This window comes from Pleomorphomonas sp. NRK KF1, from assembly GCF_023721755.1.
Classification (GTDB): Bacteria; Pseudomonadota; Alphaproteobacteria; order Rhizobiales; family Pleomorphomonadaceae; genus Pleomorphomonas.
Genome location: NZ_JAMDLH010000008.1, coordinates 196167 through 215596, shown reverse-complemented (window position 1 = coordinate 215596; position 19430 = coordinate 196167). Strand labels below are relative to the sequence as shown.

Sequence of the window (19430 nt, the reverse complement as noted above, 5' to 3'; positions counted from 1 at the left end):
CGCCGTCGCCAGAAAACTCATCACCATCCTCAACGCCCTCATCCGGGACAATCAACCATGGCGCGAACAAAACGCTTGACCGACAAGACAGTCGCTCTCCCCAGAGCCCGATATCACCCTCCCTACCCCTTTCTGCCTGAGATCCACCTTGAATTCGCTCGCGAATTCAAGCCGCCTTCGCAGAGGAGGACAGCTGGATGGAGGCGGGAGTTAGCTGGATGGACGGAGAGGCAGCTTGATGGGGGCGGGAGACAACTCGGCAGCGACGAGCACCACGAGCTGCGAACCGCCATACACATAAGATATTGTTTCATATCACTTTCCTGTCACCCTCTGCGAAAGCAGAGGGCCTCAGGAAGGTGGAGATCCCCGGCCCCTATCACGCTCCTTTTCCCGGGCGCCCGATATCACCCTCCCTACCCCTCTTGCCTGAGATCCTCTGCCTTCGCAGAGGAGGACAGCTTGATGGGGGCGGGAGACAACTCGGCAGCGGCGAGCACCACGAACCACGAACCGCAACCGGCACACCGATAACCTATTGTTTCATATCCCTTTCCTGTCACCCTCTGCGAAAGCAGAGGGCCTCGGGAAGGTGGAACTCCCCGCTCATATCGTGCTCCCTCTCCCCGGAGCCGATATCACCGTCGGCGCCCCTTTCTGCCTGAGATCCACCTTGAATTCGCTCGCGAATTCAAGCCGCCTTCGCAGAGGAGGACAGCTGGATGGAGGCGGGAGTTAGCTGGATGGACGGAGAGGCAGCTTGATGGGGGCGGGAGACAACTCGGCAGCGACGAGCACCACGAACCGCGAACCGCAACCAGCACACCGATAACCTATTGTTTCATATCCATTTCCTGTCACCCTCTGCGAAAGCAGAGGGCCTCGGGAAGGTGGACCTCCCCGCTCATATCGTGCTCCCTCTCCCCGGAGCCGATATCACCGTCGGCGCCCTTTCTGCCTGAGATCCACCTTGAATTCGCAGAGGAGGACAGCTGGATGGAGGCGGGAGACAGTTCGGCAGCGGCGAGCACCGCGAGCTGCGAACCGCCATACACATAAGCTATTGTTTTATATCATTTTCCTGTCATCCCCGCGAAGGCGGGGACCTCAGGAAGGTGGATCTCCCTGGCCCCTATCACGCTCCTTTCCCCGGCGCCCGATATCACCTCAGCGCCCTTTCCTGCCCGAGATCCTCTGCGTTCGCAGAGGAGGACAGCCTGATGGGGGCGGGAGATCGCTGGATGGATGCAGAGGCAGCCTGATGGGAGCGGGAGATAGCTGGACGAATGCGGCGGCAGCCTGATGGGGGCGGGAGACAGTTCGGCGGCGACGAGCTGGGCGCACGGGAACGCCGCTTCACGGATGCGGCCGTTTCTCCCGCGGCGCGTTACCCCCCTACCCCTGCCGCACCACCGTGCCGATGGCGTTCGTCACCAGCCGGGCGGCGGTGAGCGCCGAGACGTTGCCGACATCCGCATCCGGAGCGAGTTCCACGATATCGAAGCCGACGATCCAGGCGCGGCGGCCGACGCCGGCGATCAGGTCGATGGTTTCGGTGTAGGTGAGGCCGCCGGGGCTTCGCGCCGCCACGCCGGGCATGATGCCGGGGTCGAGCCCGTCGCAGTCCAGCGTGATCACCACCCGCGCGTCCTCGGGGATCAGCCTGAGCGCCGCCTCCACCCCGGCGGCGTGGATCTCGCGCGCCGTCACCAGGTGGCTGCCGAAGCGCCGCGCCGCCTCGATCTCCTCGGCCCGGGCGCTGCCGACGCCGCGCATGCCCACCTGCACGATGCCCTCGACGTGACCCATCTCGCTCGCCCGCCGCATCGGGCTGGAATAGCCGTGGCGCTCGCCCTGAATCTCGTCGCGCCAGTCGATGTGGGCGTCGATCTGCAGCACCCAGATCGGCCCGCGAGCCTCGGCATACCCGGAGAAGCCGGCGAGGAAGGGGATCACCACGGAATCGTCGCCGCCCAGGAGGATCGGCACGGCGGAGGCGTCGAGCACCGCCGCCGTCTGCGCGGCGATGGCGGCGCGGTTGCCGGCGGCATCCTCGGCCACCGTGGCGACGTCGCCGATGTCGACGCAGGAGACCGGCTCGCCCCCGAACAGCGGCCCGCCGAGGTCGAAATCCCAATGGCCGATCAGCGGCGCGTCGTCCTGGCTGGCGGCGCGGATGGCCGCCGCCGCCGTGGCCGAGCGGCTGGGCCGGCCGGGATAGGCGCTGCCGTGGCCGGCGCCGAAGATCATGGCGCGCGGCTTCCCCTCGGCAAGGTGGCCCGGCAGGCCGAGGAAGGATATGGGATCGGTCATGGGCGCCTCAATCTGCGGAATACACCGGGATAGTCGAGCACGAAACCGGCCGCGTCCACCTCGATCTCGGCGGAGAAATCGCTGTCGAGCCCCTCGTAGAGATAGCGGCCGAGCCCGTCGAGGCGCGTGTAGCGCTGCATGACGCGCCTCGGGGCGAGGCCGCCCTCGCCGTCGGGCAGGGGAATGTAGGCAACGCTGATCTCGCGGCTCTCGCCCACGTCGAGCATCAACCGGCGGATCGGCAGCGCGTTGGTGGCCGGCGTGATGCGGATGTCGACGTCGACGCAGCCGTCGAGCTCTGGCAGCGGGCGCCCGTCGGCGGCGACCCGCCAGCCGCCCTCGCCGTCGGCCCTGAGGTGCAACGCCGGCCCGCCGACGAAGGCGATCCGCACGTCGCGGGTGCGGAAGGCGGCGTCGGCGCGCACCAGATAGTGGCCGCCATAGCCCCCTTCGTGCGTGCCAGCCACCACGCCTTCCAGCATCAGGCCGGTCTCGTCGAGGCGAAAGGCGCCGTGCTCCAGCCCCTCGCCGTCCCACTCGCGCCAGCAAACGGCAGTTGTCATCGGCGTCTCCTGCGATTGCCGGATGAATCCTAAAGCAACTCCGGCAAAAGTGGGAACCGCTTTTTCCCTCCGGTGCTGCGGGAAAATGAGGCGGCAAGCTTCGCGGGGGATATCGCGCGCATCATCCACACCCCGACGCCCCGCCCCACAACCGCCACATCCGGGGTCAGGATCGCCGGCCGGGGCTTCATGAATCGATAAAACAAACAAGAGGCATTGATGCGCGATCTCCTTTTCCCGACCCGCCGTACGCTGCTCGGCGCCGCCGCCACCGCCGGCCTCGGCCTGACGCTCGCCGGCAAGGCGCTGGCCGCCGACGACGATTTCGCCGCGCTGGAACGCCGTGGCGGTGGCCGCTTCGGCATCGCCGCGCTCGACAAGGCCACCGGCGCCCGCCTCGCCCACCGGGCGGACGAGCGCTTCGCCATGTGCTCGACCTTCAAGATGGTGGCCGCCGCCGCCGTGCTCGCCGCCGTCGACAGGGGCGAGACGACGCTGGACAAGACAATCCCCTACGGCAAGGACGACCTCCTCGACTACGCCCCGGTCGCCAAGGAGCACGTCGCCGAGGGCTCCATGAACCTCGAGGCGCTCTGCCGCGCCGCCGTCGGCGTCAGCGACAACACCGCCGCCAACCTGATCCTGAAGGAGATAGGCGGCCCGGCCGGCTGGACGGCCTACGCCCGCACGCTGGGTGACGCCACCTCGCGCCTCGACCGCGACGAGCCCTCGCTCAACACCGCCGACGAGGGCGACCCGCGCGACACCACCACCCCCGGGGCCATGCTGGGCAACCTCGATACGCTGCTCCTCGGCGACGCGCTCTCCAAGGCCTCGCGCCAGATGCTGGAAGACTGGATGCTCGAGGGCACCGTCACCGGCCCCTTGATCAAGGCGGGCGTGCCGAAGACCTGGCAGGTGGCCGACAAGTCGGGCGGCGGCGGCCACGCCACGCGCAACGACATCGGCATCATCTACCGGCCCGACAAGGCGCCCATCCTGGCCTCGATCTACTTCACCGGCTCCACGCTCGACATGGCCGGTCGCAACAGGGTGATCGCCGACGCCGCCGCCATCATCGCCTCCCGCTTCGGCTGACCGGAGCCTTTTCCGGCAAAACCGGGAACATTCGCTGGAGATGGCGGTTCCCCGCACTCGGCGCCGCGACGGACCAGCCGCGCGGCCCGAGCCCAGCAAACAACCAGGAGGCCGCCATGCAAGTGAGCGAAGCGATGACGCGCAACGTCCGCGTCGCCAACATCGACGAAACCATCGAAAAGGCCGCCCAGCTGATGGCGGGGCTCGACGCCGGCGTCCTGCCGGTGAGCGATGAGAAACGCCTCGTCGGCATGATCACCGACCGTGACATTGCCATCCGCGCCATCGCCCAGGGCAAGGGCCCCGACACCAAGGTGCGCGACGTGATGACCGACGACGTCAAGTATTGCTTTGCCGATCAGGAGATCGACGAGGTGACGCGCGACATGGGCAACGTCCAGCTGCGCCGCCTGCCGGTCATCGACCGCGACAAGCGCCTCGTCGGCATCCTGTCGCTCGGCGACGTAGCCGTGACCACCGGCAACGGCATCGCCGGCGAAGCCCTGACCAACATCTCCCGCCCCAGCGGCGACCACAGCCAGAGCGCCTGACCGCGCCGATACACGGAGGGGGCGGGTTTGCCGCCCCCTCGCGCTCGCCGGGGGAAAGCCGCGGTGAAGCGAAGAAGGGAGCTGGATAGAGGCCGCTCGCATCAAGCGAGCGCAAACATGGCGGACGCGTAACGGGAGTCCTATAGAAGCCCAGAGCCTTTTTCTGCCTGAGGTCCTCGCCTACGCAAGGATGACAATTTATATAAATGGAACAATTGGATAGAGCGTATCGCCTCGCCTCTGAGGTTTCCCCCTCCGTATGTGGCAGCACGATGCGCTCCTCATCGCGGATCGCGGGTTATCCAACTGATTCCTCTATATAAATTGTCATCCTTGCGCAGGCGAGGACCTCAGGCAGAACGGAGCGCGACGCCGCTATCGCGCTCCCCCTTCCCTCACGCCAGCACGCGCTCGGCACCCTCCATGGCCGCCACGGCGTCCGCCCCTGCCGGAATGCGCATGGGGGCGCTCGGATCGGTGGCCGCGCGCCACACCGCTTCGGCCACGTCGCCTGCGTGCGTCACCTGGTCGGCCGGATAGGTGCGCCACTCGGCGAACACGCCCTCGGCGATCTCCGAATAGGCGTCGGGGATGCCGAAGGGCATGCGCTTGCTGTGGTTCCGGCCGAAGGAAGTCTCCGGCGCGCGGCCGGGCAGCACGATGCGCGCGCGGATGCCGAACGGCTCCACTTCCAGCGCCAGGCACTCGGTGAAGGCGTTCACCGCCGCCTTGCTGGCCGTGTAGACCGAGAGAAGGTGCAGCGGCGCCACCGTCACCGTCGACGTCACGTTGACGATCACGCCCGCCTTTCGCTGACGGAACTGCGGCAGCACCGCCTTGGCCATGGCAATGGTGCCGAGCGTGTTGGTCTCGAACGCCAACCGTACCGCCTCCATCGGAATGCCCTCCAGCGCATTGAGCAGGCCGACGCCGGCATTGTTGACCAGCACGTCGATCGGCCCGGCCGCCTCCACGCAGGCGGCGATGCTCGCCCCGTCCGTCACGTCGAGCGGCAATATCCTGAGCCGCTCCGACGCCGGCAGGACGTCCTCGCGCGGCTTGCGCATGGTGGCGATGACGTTCCAGCCGCGCTCCAGGAAATACGCCGCCGTTTCAAGACCGAAGCCCGAGGAGCAGCCGGTGATCAAGACCGTCGTCATGGGATGTCCTTTCGTGTTGCGATGGATTGAGAATAGATCGCAACATCAGGACGTGCTACGATGCATCGTCCGCTATCCTTTTATGAAAGTCCGGAAATGACCGATCCGCTCGCCGAGGTCGTCACCCTTCTCCAGCCGAGTGCCCGCTATTCCAAGCTGGTCTCGGCCGCCGGCGCCTGGCGCGTCACCCGCGTCGAGGCCGGCCGCCCCTTCTATGCCGCCGTGCTCGACGGCGCCTGCCGCCTGGCGGTGGACGACCACCCGCCGCTGATCGCCGAGAAGGGCGACTTCGTGCTGATCCCCTCGGCCAACGACTTCACCACCACCAGCCTGACGCCGCCGCCCGAGGGCGTCGTCACCCAGCCGGTGGAGCTGGGGCCGCGCCACTATCGCATGGGCCGGGCGGACGGGCCGGCCGACACCCGCCTCGTCGTCGGCTATTGCGCCTTCGGCTCGGCCGACACCGCCCTCCTGCTGTCGCTCCTGCCGCGCTTCATCCACGTGCGCGGCGCGTCGCGCCTTTCGACGCTGGTGGAGATGGTCGACGAGGAGGCCCGCGCCGACCGCCCGGCCCGCGACGTGGTGCTCGCCCATCTCCTGGAGGTGCTGCTGATCGAAGCCTTCCGCGCCCTACCCGGCGCCACCGCCTCGCCCGGCCTCATCCGCGGCCTCGCCGACGAGCGCCTCGCCACCGCGCTGCGCCGCCTGCACGAAGACCCGACGCGCCCCTGGACGGTGCCCGACCTCGCCCGCGAGGCCGGCCTCTCGCGCACCGTCTTCTTCGAGCGCTTCCGCCGCGTCGTCGGCCTCACGCCCATGGACTACCTCTTGGCCTGGCGCATGGCGCTGGCGAAAGACATGCTGCGCCGGGGCGCGGCCGGCGTCGCCGACGTGGCCGAACGCACCGGCTACGCCTCCGCCAGCACCTTCACCATCGCCTTCTCAAGGCACGTCGGCGTGCCGCCGGCGCGCTACGCGCGGGGGGCGTGACGCGCGGGAGGGGGCGCGAGACTGCACGTTTTGCGTTAGTTGTTCATTAGTGATAAGTTGTGCCCCGCGACATGAGGAGGAGGGGCCGGATGTCGACCTACGTCATATTCGTTCATGGCGTCGCCAACCGTAAGGGAGGCGACTACGACAAGACCGTCGCAAAGCGCACCGAGCGCTTTCGCAAGTTGGTCTTCGGCGACACCGCGAAGATCGAGAACCCCTATTGGGGCGAGTTCGGCGCGAACCCGGCGGGTGGGCGCTACAAGTGCCTGCCGGACTACCGCGACCCCGGTGCCGGCGGCGTCGAGGTGCTGGCCGTCGCGCCGCATCCCGCCCACGGTCCGGCGCCATCCCTGATCGAACTGGCGCGCGAGGATTTCCCCGAAACCGTGGACGCCATTTACGCCGAAGCCCTGGACGAGGCGCAGGAGGGCGGCAACTCGGCGCTTCCCGCCGATCTGGTCAGGGAAGCCCGGATGGCCGCCGCCTATGCGTCGGCGGACCCAAACCCGCCCTGGCTTGCCGGCGATCTCTCCGACGAGGCGTTTCTGAATGAACTGACCAAGCGCTCGGCGCTCTACGCCCAGTCGATCGGTGAGGCGGCGGCACCGGCCGCCAACGTCGAGCTGCTCGGTGTCGGCGACTGGCTGAAGAAAGGCGCGAAATCCCTGGAGGAGCGCATTCTCAACGCCGGCGGGCGCCTGGCGCTGGCCGTCGGCCGCGAGCGGGTGCACAACCAGGTCGCGGCCTTCGTCGGCGATGTCTTCAGCTATCTCAAGGAGGGGTCCGGGCGCGAACCCATCCGCAAGCTGATGAAGGACGCGCTGACGAAGGCGGTCGACAGCGGCGATCAGATCGTCCTCATCGGCCACAGCATGGGCGGCGTCATTCTGGCCGACTGCCTCGGCGACCGACAGTTCTGCGACAGCGTCGGCCTGAAGGACGGCCGCAAGGTCAAGGCGCTGGTGACGGTCGGCTCGCAGCCCGGCTTCTTCCAGGAGATCAACCTGCTCGGCATGCAGCCGATGCCGTCGCTGGCGGTCGCAGAGAACTGGATCAACGTCCTCGACGAGCTCGACGTCCTCTCCTTCCTGGCTTCGCCGCTGTTCGGCGGCGGCGTGAAGGACATGATGTTCTCCAGTCGCACCGGCATCCTCGACGCCCACAGCGCCTATTTCTCGCGGGTCCAGTTCTACGAACGGCTGCGCGAGCGGCTGAGGCAGATGGGCGTGTCCGTGGTGAAGGCTTCATGACGCTGGTCTTCCACCGCGCGTCCGACGCCCCTCAAACCCACGCCATCGTCATTGGCGTGGGCCGCTTCCCGTATCTGAACGGGACGAACGACAGGCTGATGAAGGAACTGCGCTCGGTCGCCGGCGTGACCAGCCCGCCCAACAACGCCCATGCCATGGCCGAGTGGCTGGTCAAGGCGGCCGACCGGCTCGTGCCGCCGCTCGGGTCCATCGAGCTTCTCGTCAGCGAGACCGACGGCAAGGTGGCGCAGTTTCCGCGCGGCCCGCATTCGCCGGCCACGCGGGAGAACGACGACGTCGACGCGGCGACCGGCGACAACGTCGAGGTCGCCCTTGAAGCGTGGCTGGCGCGTTGCGAGAGCGATGCGAACAACCTCGCCGTCTTCTTCGGCAGCAGCCACGGCATGCAGTCGCAAGAGCATATTCTCCTGCTGGAGGATGCGGGCGCACGGGCGAACGATCAATGGCGAAACATGCTGTCGCTCAATCACCTGCACCGCAACCTCTACAAGAAGGCGCACAAGCGAAGCCTCCTGTTCGCCGATTGCTGCCGCAACCTGCTGGAAGCCGGCATCACCTCGCTCGACAACTTCTCCGGCCGCCGCATCGGCGAGATCTCCGTCGAGGACTACGCCAAGGCGCGCAATGAACCGGATCGGTTCGTCTACATGCTGCGCGCCACGCCGCCGGGCGTGGTCGCGAAGGCGACCAGGGACGGCCTGGGCTATTTCACCGCCTCGCTGCTCAAGTGCCTCGACGGCGGCGCCGGCCAGCCGAAGCCGCACTACGGCTGGTGCATTTCGCCGGGAAGGCTGCGCGGCTGGGTGGAGGCGGCGGGACGGTATGGTCTCGGCATTCCCGATTCCGACATCCGGCCGATCGACGACGACAGCTCGTGGGACGACAGGCCCATCCTCCAGCTCGAAGCCATGCCGCGCTTTCCGGTGCGGGTGCGCGAGGCGGAACTGCTCGACTTCGGGCGCGCCACCCTTCGGCTGGCCCAGCAGGACGCCGCCTTCGCGGAGGAACGAAGGCCGTGCTTTGCCAACGTCACGGCACTGCACGCCTGGGTGCCGCCCAACTTCGCCACCTACGAGGCCACGGGCGAGATCGTCGAAATCGACGCGGCCATCAGACTGGAGACGGTCGCCGTTCCCGTGTTCAGCGAAGGTCACGACGTGCCATTGAGGCGGATATGATGACGGACGAGGCATTTCTGAAGGTCGAGAAGGCCAATGCGATGCCGTTCCAGGAGGTGACGGTGCTCGACCGGACCTTCGCGATCCGTGGCAGCAAGACCCTCAACGAAGCCGACCCGACGCTCTCGCTCGTCCTGGAACCGGGCAGCTATCTGGTGACCGGCATGTCGCCCAACGGCCGCAGAACGAAGATCCCGGTCACGGTGAGCGCCGGAGACGCCCTGTCGGTTGCCGCCGACGAGCAGAACATGCCGGCGCCTGAACAGCTGATCGCAACCTCGTCCGAGGGGCAGTCGGCCCAACTCGGGCAAACCATCGGCGGACCCCCGAGCTCCGCCCCGCCTGGGGGCCTCTCCGGCAACGGCCCGCGCCGGGTGCCGGGCATACTCCCGGACATCCTTGCCGGAGCCGCATACGCCGGACTCGGCATCCCGGCGGGTCTGGAGGGCAGGCTGAGCAGATACCGGGACCTGGAGGAAGAGCGGCGGAAGGCGGCGTGGCAGTCGAAAGCGATCGACATCCGCACCTATGGCTGGGACGCCGCCACCCCTCGCTGGCTCCGCTCCGACCTCGTCGACCACGCGCTGATCACCCGCGAACCCGACGCCACCCGGCTGGTCTTTCCCTCGCGCTTTGTCGTCGACCCTGCGCTGAAGAGGAAGATCCATCTGGTTGCCGCCTTCCGAAAGGGCGCGCCCGCAAGGTTCCTCGCGCTCCCGCTGTTCGCCGAGGGCACCCAGCTGGTCCTGTCGAACGCCGACCCCGCGACCGGCTCGGAAGCGGCGCCCGGCGACACGCAAGGCTGGGATTTCTCCTGGCGCCTTTCCGCCGCCGATCCAAGGGTCGACGCGCTCCTTCAGGCGCTCAACGGGCGAGACTACGGGGATCGCGACGCCGTGTCCCAGGAAGCGTTCAAGGTGGCGGACGACACGCTGAGACGGAAGATGGAAGACCCCGAAGCCGCCGTGGTCGCCGGCCTTTTCTTGCTGCAATACCGGCGGCTCGACAAGCGCGCGCGATGGGTCGAAAACCTCGCCAGCCGGTTCCCGTGGTCGCCGGACGCCATCGTCCTCGGGGCCTGGGCGAACATTCTGTTCGGCACCGGCGGCGAGAAAGAGGCGCTGTCGAAGCTGGCAAGGATCCACGCCGCCGGGCCGCCGCAGTTCCTGCCCTCGCGCCGCCTGCTCAGGGACCTGATCTCGATCCTCAGGGGCAGTGACCGGAAAACCGGGCTGCCCGCCGAGACGACAAGGCTGCTGAACGACCTCTGGGCGCGCCTCGGACGCGAGATGCGACGCGAGATCCCCGGCGGCCCGTTCCATTCCTTCGCCAGGGGATGCGGTTCGTAGAGCAAGAGCTAGCCCGCACGGCCCAACACCGAGGACGCGCCACCATGGCGGACATCAGACCCGCGACCGCCGACGACGATCTCGGCCGGGGGCGGCATCGGCCGGGCGATCACCGAGTGTCGCGCGGACGAGATATCGAAGAGCCATATCAGGCTGGCTCGGCTTTTGGAGCACGATATCGGCGTCGCTCTCCATCCTGCCCGAGGTCCTGGCCTTCGCCAGGATGACAACTTGATAGAAAGAGGAAACAGCTGGAGTGCACGCCATACAGCTTGATGCCGCATGAGCGGCATGCGTTGCGAATGACAGCGCGATGAAAGTGACCCGTACCCGGGGCAAATTCCCGGGCAAGCAGGTGCAATATTTCCGATCTCGCAGGTGCGAGATTACACAATCTCAATGACTTGGCGGATGTTGCCGTCGCCTTCTGGGTGGAGTTTGTCAAGCTTGCCCGGGAATTTGCCCCGGGTACAAGTGACCCCACCTAACCGATTGTCATCACTATATATAATGCCGTCATCCTGGCGAAGGCCAGGACCTCAGGCAGGATGGAGCGCGACGCCGATATCGGTCTCCAAAAACCAAGCCAGCCTGCTACACCCCTTCCTTCCATTCCTAGATCCTCTCGCCGCAGATGCGCGCATGCCATAGCGCCACTGCGGCCCTGACCATGCCCCGACGGCCCGGCAACAACCGCTACTCCGGCGGTTGGGCCGGTATGGCGCCCGGTGGGATGACCGGGGTCTTGCCCTTGTCGGGCGGATCCATCGGCATTTCCTGGTCTCCGACCTTGGGCGGCACGAGCACGCCGTTGCACTCGTCCAGCGACGCCTGCGGCCGGGTCTCCGCGTTGGTGCCCTCGCCGCCCTTGGCCTGATCGTCGGGCCTGGCCACGCAGGGGCGCGCCGGCTGGATGTCGCCGCTGCCATCGGATTCTTGCGCCGGCGCCGCGCCAAGCGTTGCCGCCCAGCCCAGGAGGGCGGCCGCCGCGACGACGGTCACCCGGCGGGCGGACGGCCAGGCGGCCGATTCCCCCGACGGTGATGGAACGCCGGGCAGCCCAAGGGGTTGTCCCGTCAGGCGGGACGGAACAACGGACCGGCGCCCGAACGATGTCGCCCGGCGGTGGTCGCGGGGTGTTGGGGTCGTCTGCGTAGGTCTCATCATCGGCTCCCTTTCAAGGTCTACCTAGACCATCAATCCCTCCGGGGGCGATGTGTTCCCGATGCCGACAAATATTCGAGAGATGAAAGGCCGAGGTCATGAACGACAGGGCAGCGCAACTCGACATGATGGATCGTTACTGGCGGGCGGCGAACTACGTGTCCGTCGGCCAGATCTATCTGATGGACAACCCGCTGCTGCGCGAGCCGCTCGCGGCGAACCACGTCAAGCCCCGGTTGCTTGGCCACTGGGGCACGACGCCGGGCCTCAACTTCATCTATGTTCACCTGAACCGGGTGATCAAGGCGCGCGATCTCGACGTTCTCTTCGTCTGCGGCCCCGGCCACGGCGGGCCGGCCATGGTGGCCAACACCTGGCTCGAGGGCAGCTACAGCGAGATCTACCCCGAGATCGGCCGCGACGCCCAGGGCATGAAGAAGCTGTTCAAGCAGTTCTCCTTTCCCGGCGGCGTGCCCAGCCATGTCGCGCCGGAAACGCCGGGCTCCATCCATGAGGGCGGCGAACTCGGCTATGCGCTGGTGCATGCCTTCGGCGCCGCCTTCGACAACCCGGACCTGATGGTGGCCTGCGTCGTCGGCGACGGCGAGGCCGAGACGGGCGCCCTGGCCGCGTCCTGGCATTCCAACAAGTTCCTCAACCCGGCCACCGACGGCGCGGTGCTGCCGATCCTGCACCTCAACGGCTACAAGATCGCCAGCCCGACGCTGCTGGCGCGCATGAGCGACGACGAGCTGAAAAGCCTGTTCACCGGCTATGGCTACGATCCCCTGTTCGTCGAGGGCAGCGACCCCAAGACGATGCACCGCCAGATGGCGGCGACCATGGACGAGGCCGTCGCGCGCATCGGGCAGATCCAGGCCGAGGCCCGGTCGGACGGCTGGTCCGGGGAGCGGCCGCGCTGGCCGATGATCGTGCTGCGCAGCCCCAAGGGCTGGACCGGCCCCGAGGAGGTCGACGGCAAGAAGGTGGGGGATTTCTGGCGTTCGCACCAGGTGCCGGTCGCCAACGCCCGGGGCGACGCGGCGCACCGCGAGATCCTGGAAAACTGGATGCGCAGCTACCGGCCCGAGGAGCTGTTCGACGCCGACGGCCGCCTTCTGCCGGAGATCGCCGCCCTCGCCCCCGAGGGGAACAAGCGCATGGGCCTGCTGCCGCACGCCAACGGCGGCCTGCTCAAGCAGGACCTTCGCCGTCCCGACTGGAAAACCTTCGCCATCGACGTGCCCCATCCGGGCGGCCGGACGGCGGAGGCCACCCGCATTGCCGGCGCCTATCTGCGCGACGTCATGGAGCTGAACGCCGAGACGCGGAACTTCCGCCTGATGGGTCCGGACGAAACCGCCTCGAACCGCCTCGACGCGGTGTTCGAGGCCACCGACCGCATGTGGATGGAGGAGATCCGCCCCTACGACGTCCATCTCGGCCGAGAGGGTCGCGTGATGGAGGTGCTGTCCGAGCATCTCTGCCAGGGCTGGCTGGAGGGCTACCTGCTCACCGGTCGGCACGGCCTGTTCTCCTGCTACGAGGCCTTCATCCACATCGTCGATTCCATGGTGAACCAGCACGCCAAGTGGCTGAAGGTTTCGAGGCAACTCCCCTGGCGCGCGCCGATCGCCTCGCTGAACTACCTGCTCACCTCCCATGTCTGGCGGCAGGATCACAACGGCTTCAGCCATCAGGACCCCGGCTTCGCCGACTTCATCACCAACAAGAAGGCCGACACGGTGCGGCTCTACTTCCCGCCGGACGCCAACACCCTCTTATGGGTGATGGACCACTGCCTCGCCACCTGGAACCGCATCAACGTCATCACCGCCGGCAAGCAGCCCTCGCCGCAGTGGCTGTCCGCCGAGGAGGCCGAGACACACTGCGAGGCCGGCGCCGGCATCTGGCACTGGGCCTGCAGTCCGGGCCTCGACGGCGAGCCGGACGTCGTCATGGCCTGCGCCGGCGACGTGCCGACGGCGGAGACGCTGGCCGCCGTCGACATCCTGCGCGCCGAGCTGCCCGACCTGAAGGTCCGCGTCGTCAACGTCGTCGACCTGATGACGCTGCAATCGAACAGCGAGCATCCGCACGGCCTCACCGACGAGGCCTTCGATGCGCTGTTCACCAGGGATCGCCCGGTCATCTTCGCCTATCACGGCTACCCCTATCTCATCCATCGGCTGACCTACCGGCGCGCCAACCACGCCAACTTCCACGTTCACGGCTTCTGCGAGGAGGGCACGACCACGACGCCCTTCGACATGGTGGTGATGAACAAACTCGACCGCTTCCACCTGGCGCAGGCGGCCATCCGGCACGTGCGGGGCCTGGGCGTGAAGGGCACGGAGCTGATCGCCGACCTCGAAGACAGGCTCGGCGCGCACAAGCGCCATGTCCGGGAGCACGGCGAGGACATGCCGGAGATCCGCAACTGGACCTGGCCCCACGGCGCCGTGGCCGAGGGCGGCAAGGGGTGAGCACCCCGATAGCAGGAGCGGGAACAATCCTCCCGTGCCTTCGTTGTCTCTCATCCACCCTGTCAAAGGAGATTGTCATGACGACTGCAAGCGGACACACCGACGCGATCCTGGCGTCGAGGGTCATCGGAACCAACGTCTACAGCGCCGGCGGCGACCAGATCGGCGAGATCAAGGACGTCGTGCTCAAGAAGGCCTCGAACGGCGTCATGTTCGCCATCGTCGGCTTCGGCGGCTTTCTCGACATCGGCGAGAAATACTGCGCCGTCGGTTCGTGAGCACCGGAAGCGCAGAAGACAAAGCCAGATGTCCGCCCCAGTAGAGTTTCGGGCCAGGCTCCTAGGCGAGAAATACTGCGTCATCCCCTGGTCGTCGCTGGATTACAACGTCGATGCCGGCGGCTACGTGGTGCCCTTCACGAGGGAGCAGATCGAATCTGCCCAGCACTCGTCGATCAGCGAACTGACCAGCGACGACGGCGTGCCGGCCCGCGATCAGGCTTACGCCCACTACGGCGTTGAGCCATACTGGCAGTGACCGGACAAGCGCTGACCGAACCCCGTTCCGCTTGATCTGGCCCCCAGCTCAAGCGGAACGCTTGTGAGGACACCATGCCCGACCAGCCGACGCCCTCAGCCCTCATCGACCTGAAGCTCGAAAGCCTCGGCGACTGGCGGGCCGAAACGCTGAAACGCATCCGCGCCCTGATCCACGAAGCCGACCCCGACGTGGTCGAAGCCGTGAAATGGATCAAACCCACCAACCCCCAAGGCGTCCCCACCTGGGAACACGCCGGCATCCTCTGCACCGGCGAGGCCTACAAGACCTACGTGAAGCTCACCTTCGCCCACGGCGCCGCCCTGGAAGACCCGGCGGGCTTGTTCAATGCCGGGCTTGGCGGCGGGACGCGGCGGGCGATCGATGTTCGGGAGGGGGAGATGGTGGATGAGGAGGCGTTCAGGGAGTTGGTGAGGGCGGCAGTGGCGGTGAACGTGGGGAAGGGGAAGGCGGGAAGCAGCTAAGTCAAAATGCTTCGATGGCTGCAGATAGCTGCGCCGGCCTCAGCCGGGTAGACTGTTTACTCGCTTACCCATCGCGCTAGCGAAGGACTATGTTGCAACATGGCGGCTTGGCTTCGCCGAAGTCATTAAAAGCTTCCGCCATTCTTATTTTGCTATTTTCCCAGTTCCCTGTTCCAGGGAGACACACCTTGGTCGCTGCATCCACTCTCCTTGGCGCCGCCGGCGAGCACTACGTGATGTCGCTGTTGCTGCGCCACGGTTTCATCGCCGCTTTGGCGCCAGTCGGTGTGCCCAACTGCGATATAGTAGTAACGGACGACATCGGCGACCGGCTCTGCGCCGTTCAGGTCAAGACACGAGTCGATAAGGGAAGCGACGGCGGCTGGCACATGAGCAAGAAGCACGAGTCGATTAGCTCCCCAAGACTATTCTATTGCTTTCTCGATTTCGGGACATCCCTGACAGCCCCGCCAGCGTGTTTCGTTGTGCCGAGCGAAGTTGTCGCCGATGTGATCAGCCGATCGCATCAAGCTTGGCTGAAGACTCCCGGAGCAAAGGGGCAGGAGCGCAACGACACAGATTTTCGTCGCTTCCTCCCTGATTTCGAACGCAAGGGGCTGATGATCGGATGCGGCCCGGGTTGGCTAGAACCCTATAGGGAGGCATGGCAAACCCTTGCTGCGCGGACGTAGGACCACGCCCGCATTCCCCCAATCAGCAAAGATCACCCGCAGCCCTAACGTCCACCGCATTTCAGTTATTGCAGTTACACCGCTTCCACACTACATGTCGAGGTCAGGAGACTTCGTCATGACCCGCCATGTCGTCCGGTTCACCGGGCTATCGAACCAGGATCACCAGACCGTATCCCCCCTGCCGAAACGCGGAGAGGGCGATCGGGTGGAGCTGCATGTCCGCCGTCGCAACGGGCGCAGCGAAACGCTGGCGCTGCCGGCCGCCGCCGCCGACGCGGTGGAGACGCTGATCGACCGTTTGCTGAGCGGTGAGCGCGTGGCGATCCTCACCGAGGACCAGGAGCTGAGCCCGACCGAAGCCTCCGCCATTCTCGGCATGTCGCGGCCGCTCGTCGTGCTGCGCATGGATCGCGGCGACCTGCCGTTTCGCTACGTCGGCAAGCACCGCCGCGCCGCCTTGAAGGACGTGCTGGCGCTGAAGGCGCGGCTCGACGCCCGGCAGAAGGCGATGGACGCCCTCGCCGAGGACACGGAGGACCTCATCGTCAACCATGGCCTCTGAACCACCGGTCGCGGTCTACACGCCATCGACCGCCATCGCGCGGCTGTCGCTCAGTATCGCCTGTGGGTTCGCAGTATGACTCCAACAGGCGCCCCATCATCCGGGTTCACGGCGACGACGACACGGGTCTTCGGTTCTTTCAGTGTCTTGACGGCATCGAGGAACGACGATCCCGCCGGCATTGGCCGAAAGCCATCGGTGACCGCAGGATCGTTCAAGATGTCCGCTACGGCGTGGTCGTTCAGGTCGATCATTCCGCCCGTTTCCTGGGCTTTGGTCGCCAGGTAAAGCGCAAGCTGCCGGTGCGTGAACGCCCCGACAACGCTGCCCTTCTCCATGCAAATGAATGCTGCGTTTGCTTGCGTCTCTTCTCTCGCAAGGTGAACCAGCTTGGATGTCGGCTCGACGATTTCGAACCTTGGATCGGCCCTGCTCGCCAACGTGACAGGCGCGGATCCCGCCAGATTTGGCCGGGTACGCATCGCGACGCTTACGGTTGAATGATGCCGCATCCAGTCAGCCGTGATTTGGCAGCGCAGTTCCACCAGCTTGATGATTTTGGAATGCAGATCGGGGACGTTCATGTCCAGAATGGGCTCATGATGCGCGACCCTGTTTCGGAAGCGGTTGATCTCTTTCACAAGCAACTGGATTTCACGTCGCCCCTCGCCATGGGCAAGACCAGGGAAGGCGATATTGGCCTTTGTTCGCCAAAGGCCCGCGTACTCGTTGCGAAACAGATTGGACCAGAAATCGAAGGTGAGCTCCGCGATCACCTTGCCGCGCGCGGTCGACTGAGCTCGTTTTACCGCCCTATCCAAAGCATCCAAGCTCTCTTGCGTCAGGACCGTATTGCGAAACGTTGCATCCTGATGCCAGGTATCCCCAAAGAGCTGAAGCAAGACGCCATCCACGGCATTGCGCAAAGTCACTTCCGCTACGCTCAGAGGAAACAGGAACGACTTCGCCAATCTTGCGTTATAAAGGTATAGCGCGAAAGCAAAGGCCTCATTCCCGCTGGCTTTCGTAAGGTATGTCTTGAACCTTGGCTCAGAAAGCGATGCCTTGAGTGAAGCAATCGTTGCCGCATCGTACGGGTATGGAACTTGACTTTCGGCCATCGCGGCGGTACATACCCTTCAGAGCAGTCGAACTGGCCCCACTGGCTTTTGCTATGCGCCGTCGACATCAGATTAGAGCACCAGGTCGGGCGAGCCCCACCTGGTGTTTTTCTTTGTGGCGACATAGCTTCCTGATTTCAACCGCTTTGTCTCTCAACCCTCGATAAACCTTTGCGTGTGGTCCTCGCGGGTGCTTACGCCCCTCAAACCCTCACCCGATAATACACCTTCATCTGCTCCGGCCGGTCCGACGGGTGAGACCCCACGTGCTCCACCTCCCCGCCCACGTTCTCGACGACCGCCCGTGAGGCCGTGTTCTCCACGTTGCAGAGGATGTGCAACTCGGTGAGGCCCTTGGCTCTGGCGAACGTCATCAGCGCCCGCAGCGCGGCGGTCGCGTAGCCCTTGCCCTGCTTCCACGGCACCACAGAGTAGCCGACGTGGCCGGGCACGCCGTCCGGTACGGCGCCGGTGGCGGGGACGAAGCGCAGGTCGGCCTTGCCGGCGAATTCGCCGTCCAAGATCCAGAGGGCATGGTTGACCGGCGTCGTCGGCGAGTCGCTTTCCGCCGGGGCGGGAAAGGTGAGGAGCCGGGCGAGATAGCCGGCCCGGTCGGCCCTGAGGGTGTCAAGTTCGGCCGCGATGTAGGCGGCGTCGCCCGTGCGCCTCGGGTCGGGCGCCCAGCCCCTCGCGAGCGCGTCCTCATAGCCGCCGAGCGCGTCGAGCGTCGGCCTCACCAACACCGGGTTTGTCGCCAAGATCGTCATCGCAGTGGGCCTCCATGCCACACGCCCAGTTTGATTGAAACCAAACGACTATACAAACCAGAGTTTGTCTGCTTCATAGGCATTTGCCGAGGGGAAGCGGCGGATGCGGCGGGCCGGCGACGGGGATTGGCAAGCGGCTGCGTCACCCGCCATTGCCGGCTCGCGTTTTGCGTCCCCGCCCCGGCAGCGTCATCGCCACCACGCCGGCGAGCACGCACGCCAGCCCGGCCCAGGCCGTCGCGCTCGGCGTTTCGCCGAGGAACAGCACGCCGATGGCGACGCCGATCGGCACCCGGAGATAGCTGGGCGGTGGCGCCGACCGAGCCGAGCGTCCGCACCAGGCGGAAGTAGATGGTCAGCGCCAGCGCCGTCGAGAACACCGACAGGGCCAGCAGCGCCAGGACGGAGGCCGCCGTCGGCGCCAGCGTCCACGGCCGGTCCACCACCAGGCTGACCGGCAGCAGAATGACGGCGCCCGCCAGCAGCGATCCGGCGGCCGGCGCCATGGGGTGCAGCCCCTTGAAGGACTTGCCGAAGATCGCCGCCCCCGCGTAGCAGATCGTGGCGGCGACGATGGCGAGCTGCGCCAGGAGCTGCTGCCCCAGGCCGCCGAGGGCCTCGACGCCGACGATCAGCGCCGTGCCGACCAGCCCGATGACGACGCCGAACAGCTTGCGGCCCGTCACCGCCTCGTGCCGGATGATGAGCGCGGTCAGCAGGAAGGCGAAGATGGGCGAGGTCGAGTTGAGGATGGCCGCCAGCCCGGCGTCCGTGGTCTGTTCGGCCCAGGCGATCAGCGTGAAGGGCACGACGCTGTTGAGGCAGGCCTGCGCCGCGAACCGCCCCCACGTCGTCCGGTCGCGCGGCAGTGCGAGGCCGCGCCAGCGCATGACCACCATCAGCAGCGCCCCGGCGATCAGCGTGCGCGCCGCGATCAGCGTCAGCGGCGGAATGGTCTCCACCCCCACCTTGATGAAGCCGTAGGAAGCGCCCCACAGCGTCGACAACAGCAGCAAGAGCGCCAGCTCCGTCGACGGGCGTGTCTCTCCGGTCATGTTCTCCCCCGCAACCGAGCCTCTTGCAGGGTGGATCTAGCCCCATTCGCCGCCCGGATGGTTCGGCCACGGTCGAACCGTC

The 19430-nt window shown here is 66.4% G+C and carries 18 protein-coding genes and 1 pseudogene; 12 read left to right on the top strand and 7 right to left on the bottom strand.

Features of this window, described 5'->3' with window-relative positions:
* Positions 1-1395 precede the first annotated feature (1395 nt).
* Both M4J39_RS19485 and M4J39_RS19480 read right to left on the bottom strand, forming a co-directional pair.
* On the bottom strand, positions 1396-2313 hold the full coding sequence (locus M4J39_RS19485; RefSeq protein WP_251730152.1) for an arginase family protein: 918 nt from the start codon (positions 2311-2313) through the stop codon (positions 1396-1398).
* Positions 2310-2876: a putative glycolipid-binding domain-containing protein gene (locus M4J39_RS19480; RefSeq protein WP_251730151.1), complete on the bottom strand. Its 567-nt coding sequence runs from the start codon at positions 2874-2876 to the stop codon at positions 2310-2312. The genes M4J39_RS19485 and M4J39_RS19480 overlap by 4 nt, the downstream gene beginning before the upstream one ends.
* A gap of 219 nt (positions 2877-3095) precedes the next feature.
* Between M4J39_RS19480 and bla the strand changes: the two genes are divergently transcribed.
* Together bla and M4J39_RS19470 are read left to right on the top strand one after the other, a co-directional pair.
* Positions 3096-3974: a class A beta-lactamase gene (bla, locus tag M4J39_RS19475; RefSeq protein WP_251730150.1), complete on the top strand. Its 879-nt coding sequence runs from the start codon at positions 3096-3098 to the stop codon at positions 3972-3974.
* Positions 3975-4090: 116 nt separating this feature from the next.
* Entirely contained in the window at positions 4091-4525 is a 435-nt protein-coding gene (locus M4J39_RS19470; protein WP_251730149.1) for a CBS domain-containing protein, read from the top strand.
* A gap of 395 nt (positions 4526-4920) precedes the next feature.
* On the opposite strand, the gene M4J39_RS19465 is transcribed toward M4J39_RS19470, so the two are convergent.
* Positions 4921-5685 carry an SDR family oxidoreductase gene (locus M4J39_RS19465; RefSeq protein WP_251730148.1) on the bottom strand — a complete coding sequence of 255 codons (765 nt, stop codon included), beginning with the start codon at positions 5683-5685 and terminating at the stop codon, positions 4921-4923.
* Positions 5686-5781: 96 nt separating this feature from the next.
* On the opposite strand from M4J39_RS19465, the gene M4J39_RS19460 reads away from it, so the two are divergent.
* The 4 genes from M4J39_RS19460 to M4J39_RS19445 all read left to right on the top strand — a co-directional run bounded on the left by M4J39_RS19460 (position 5782) and on the right by M4J39_RS19445 (position 10476).
* On the top strand, positions 5782-6675 hold the full coding sequence (locus M4J39_RS19460) for an AraC family transcriptional regulator (protein WP_251730147.1): 894 nt from the start codon (positions 5782-5784) through the stop codon (positions 6673-6675).
* An 89-nt stretch (positions 6676-6764) separates the two neighbouring features.
* Positions 6765-7928 (top strand): hypothetical protein, encoded by a 1164-nt coding sequence (locus M4J39_RS19455; protein WP_251730146.1) that lies wholly within the window; start codon positions 6765-6767, stop codon positions 7926-7928.
* Positions 7925-9127: a caspase family protein gene (locus M4J39_RS19450; RefSeq protein ID WP_251730145.1), complete on the top strand. Its 1203-nt coding sequence runs from the start codon at positions 7925-7927 to the stop codon at positions 9125-9127. Before M4J39_RS19455 ends, M4J39_RS19450 begins: the two co-directional genes overlap by 4 nt.
* 62 nt (positions 9128-9189) lie before the next feature.
* Positions 9190-10476, top strand: coding sequence for a hypothetical protein (locus M4J39_RS19445; RefSeq protein ID WP_251730144.1), 1287 nt, complete (start codon positions 9190-9192; stop codon positions 10474-10476).
* A 696-nt stretch (positions 10477-11172) separates the two neighbouring features.
* On the opposite strand, the gene M4J39_RS19440 is transcribed toward M4J39_RS19445, so the two are convergent.
* Positions 11173-11643: a hypothetical protein gene (locus M4J39_RS19440; protein WP_251730143.1), complete on the bottom strand. Its 471-nt coding sequence runs from the start codon at positions 11641-11643 to the stop codon at positions 11173-11175.
* Positions 11644-11738: 95 nt separating this feature from the next.
* Here M4J39_RS19440 and M4J39_RS19435 point away from each other — a divergent pair, with 95 nt between their 5' ends.
* The 6 genes from M4J39_RS19435 (at position 11739) to M4J39_RS19410 (ending at position 16405) form a co-directional block, all read left to right on the top strand.
* Positions 11739-14126: a phosphoketolase gene (locus tag M4J39_RS19435; RefSeq protein ID WP_251730142.1), complete on the top strand. Its 2388-nt coding sequence runs from the start codon at positions 11739-11741 to the stop codon at positions 14124-14126.
* Between the two features lie 77 nt (positions 14127-14203).
* Positions 14204-14404 (top strand): PRC-barrel domain-containing protein, encoded by a 201-nt coding sequence (locus M4J39_RS19430; RefSeq protein ID WP_251730141.1) that lies wholly within the window; start codon positions 14204-14206, stop codon positions 14402-14404.
* A gap of 28 nt (positions 14405-14432) precedes the next feature.
* On the top strand, positions 14433-14663 hold the full coding sequence (locus M4J39_RS19425; RefSeq protein WP_251730140.1) for a hypothetical protein: 231 nt from the start codon (positions 14433-14435) through the stop codon (positions 14661-14663).
* 74 nt (positions 14664-14737) lie between these two features.
* Positions 14738-15148, top strand: a complete 411-nt coding sequence (locus tag M4J39_RS19420) for a DUF1801 domain-containing protein (protein WP_251730139.1) — start codon at positions 14738-14740, stop codon at positions 15146-15148.
* A 188-nt stretch (positions 15149-15336) separates the two neighbouring features.
* A complete protein-coding gene (locus tag M4J39_RS19415) occupies positions 15337-15840 on the top strand; it encodes a hypothetical protein (protein WP_251730138.1) in 504 nt (167 codons plus the stop codon).
* Positions 15841-15958: 118 nt separating this feature from the next.
* Positions 15959-16405: a DNA-binding protein gene (locus M4J39_RS19410; RefSeq protein ID WP_251730137.1), complete on the top strand. Its 447-nt coding sequence runs from the start codon at positions 15959-15961 to the stop codon at positions 16403-16405.
* Positions 16406-16455: 50 nt separating this feature from the next.
* On the opposite strand, the gene M4J39_RS19405 is transcribed toward M4J39_RS19410, so the two are convergent.
* The 3 genes and pseudogenes from M4J39_RS19405 to M4J39_RS19395 form a co-directional block, all read right to left on the bottom strand.
* Positions 16456-17526 carry an Abi family protein gene (locus M4J39_RS19405; protein ID WP_251730136.1) on the bottom strand — a complete coding sequence of 357 codons (1071 nt, stop codon included), beginning with the start codon at positions 17524-17526 and terminating at the stop codon, positions 16456-16458.
* Positions 17527-17729: 203 nt separating this feature from the next.
* Entirely contained in the window at positions 17730-18293 is a 564-nt protein-coding gene (locus tag M4J39_RS19400; protein ID WP_251730135.1) for a GNAT family N-acetyltransferase, read from the bottom strand.
* Positions 18294-18435: 142 nt separating this feature from the next.
* Positions 18436-19348, bottom strand: a pseudogene (locus tag M4J39_RS19395) (DMT family transporter).
* Positions 19349-19430 lie beyond the last annotated feature (82 nt).

Coding starts and splice junctions, on each gene's coding strand:
- M4J39_RS19485 (WP_251730152.1), bottom strand. CDS start 2,313: ATGACCGATCCCATATCCTTCCTCGGCCTGCCGGGCCACCTTGCCGAG.
- M4J39_RS19480 (WP_251730151.1), bottom strand. CDS start 2,876: ATGACAACTGCCGTTTGCTGGCGCGAGTGGGACGGCGAGGGGCTGGAG.
- bla (WP_251730150.1), top strand. CDS start 3,096: ATGCGCGATCTCCTTTTCCCGACCCGCCGTACGCTGCTCGGCGCCGCC.
- M4J39_RS19470 (WP_251730149.1), top strand. CDS start 4,091: ATGCAAGTGAGCGAAGCGATGACGCGCAACGTCCGCGTCGCCAACATC.
- M4J39_RS19465 (WP_251730148.1), bottom strand. CDS start 5,685: ATGACGACGGTCTTGATCACCGGCTGCTCCTCGGGCTTCGGTCTTGAA.
- M4J39_RS19460 (WP_251730147.1), top strand. CDS start 5,782: ATGACCGATCCGCTCGCCGAGGTCGTCACCCTTCTCCAGCCGAGTGCC.
- M4J39_RS19455 (WP_251730146.1), top strand. CDS start 6,765: ATGTCGACCTACGTCATATTCGTTCATGGCGTCGCCAACCGTAAGGGA.
- M4J39_RS19450 (WP_251730145.1), top strand. CDS start 7,925: ATGACGCTGGTCTTCCACCGCGCGTCCGACGCCCCTCAAACCCACGCC.
- M4J39_RS19440 (WP_251730143.1), bottom strand. CDS start 11,643: ATGATGAGACCTACGCAGACGACCCCAACACCCCGCGACCACCGCCGG.
- M4J39_RS19435 (WP_251730142.1), top strand. CDS start 11,739: ATGAACGACAGGGCAGCGCAACTCGACATGATGGATCGTTACTGGCGG.
- M4J39_RS19430 (WP_251730141.1), top strand. CDS start 14,204: ATGACGACTGCAAGCGGACACACCGACGCGATCCTGGCGTCGAGGGTC.
- M4J39_RS19425 (WP_251730140.1), top strand. CDS start 14,433: ATGTCCGCCCCAGTAGAGTTTCGGGCCAGGCTCCTAGGCGAGAAATAC.
- M4J39_RS19420 (WP_251730139.1), top strand. CDS start 14,738: ATGCCCGACCAGCCGACGCCCTCAGCCCTCATCGACCTGAAGCTCGAA.
- M4J39_RS19410 (WP_251730137.1), top strand. CDS start 15,959: ATGACCCGCCATGTCGTCCGGTTCACCGGGCTATCGAACCAGGATCAC.
- M4J39_RS19405 (WP_251730136.1), bottom strand. CDS start 17,526: ATGGCCGAAAGTCAAGTTCCATACCCGTACGATGCGGCAACGATTGCT.
- M4J39_RS19400 (WP_251730135.1), bottom strand. CDS start 18,293: ATGACGATCTTGGCGACAAACCCGGTGTTGGTGAGGCCGACGCTCGAC.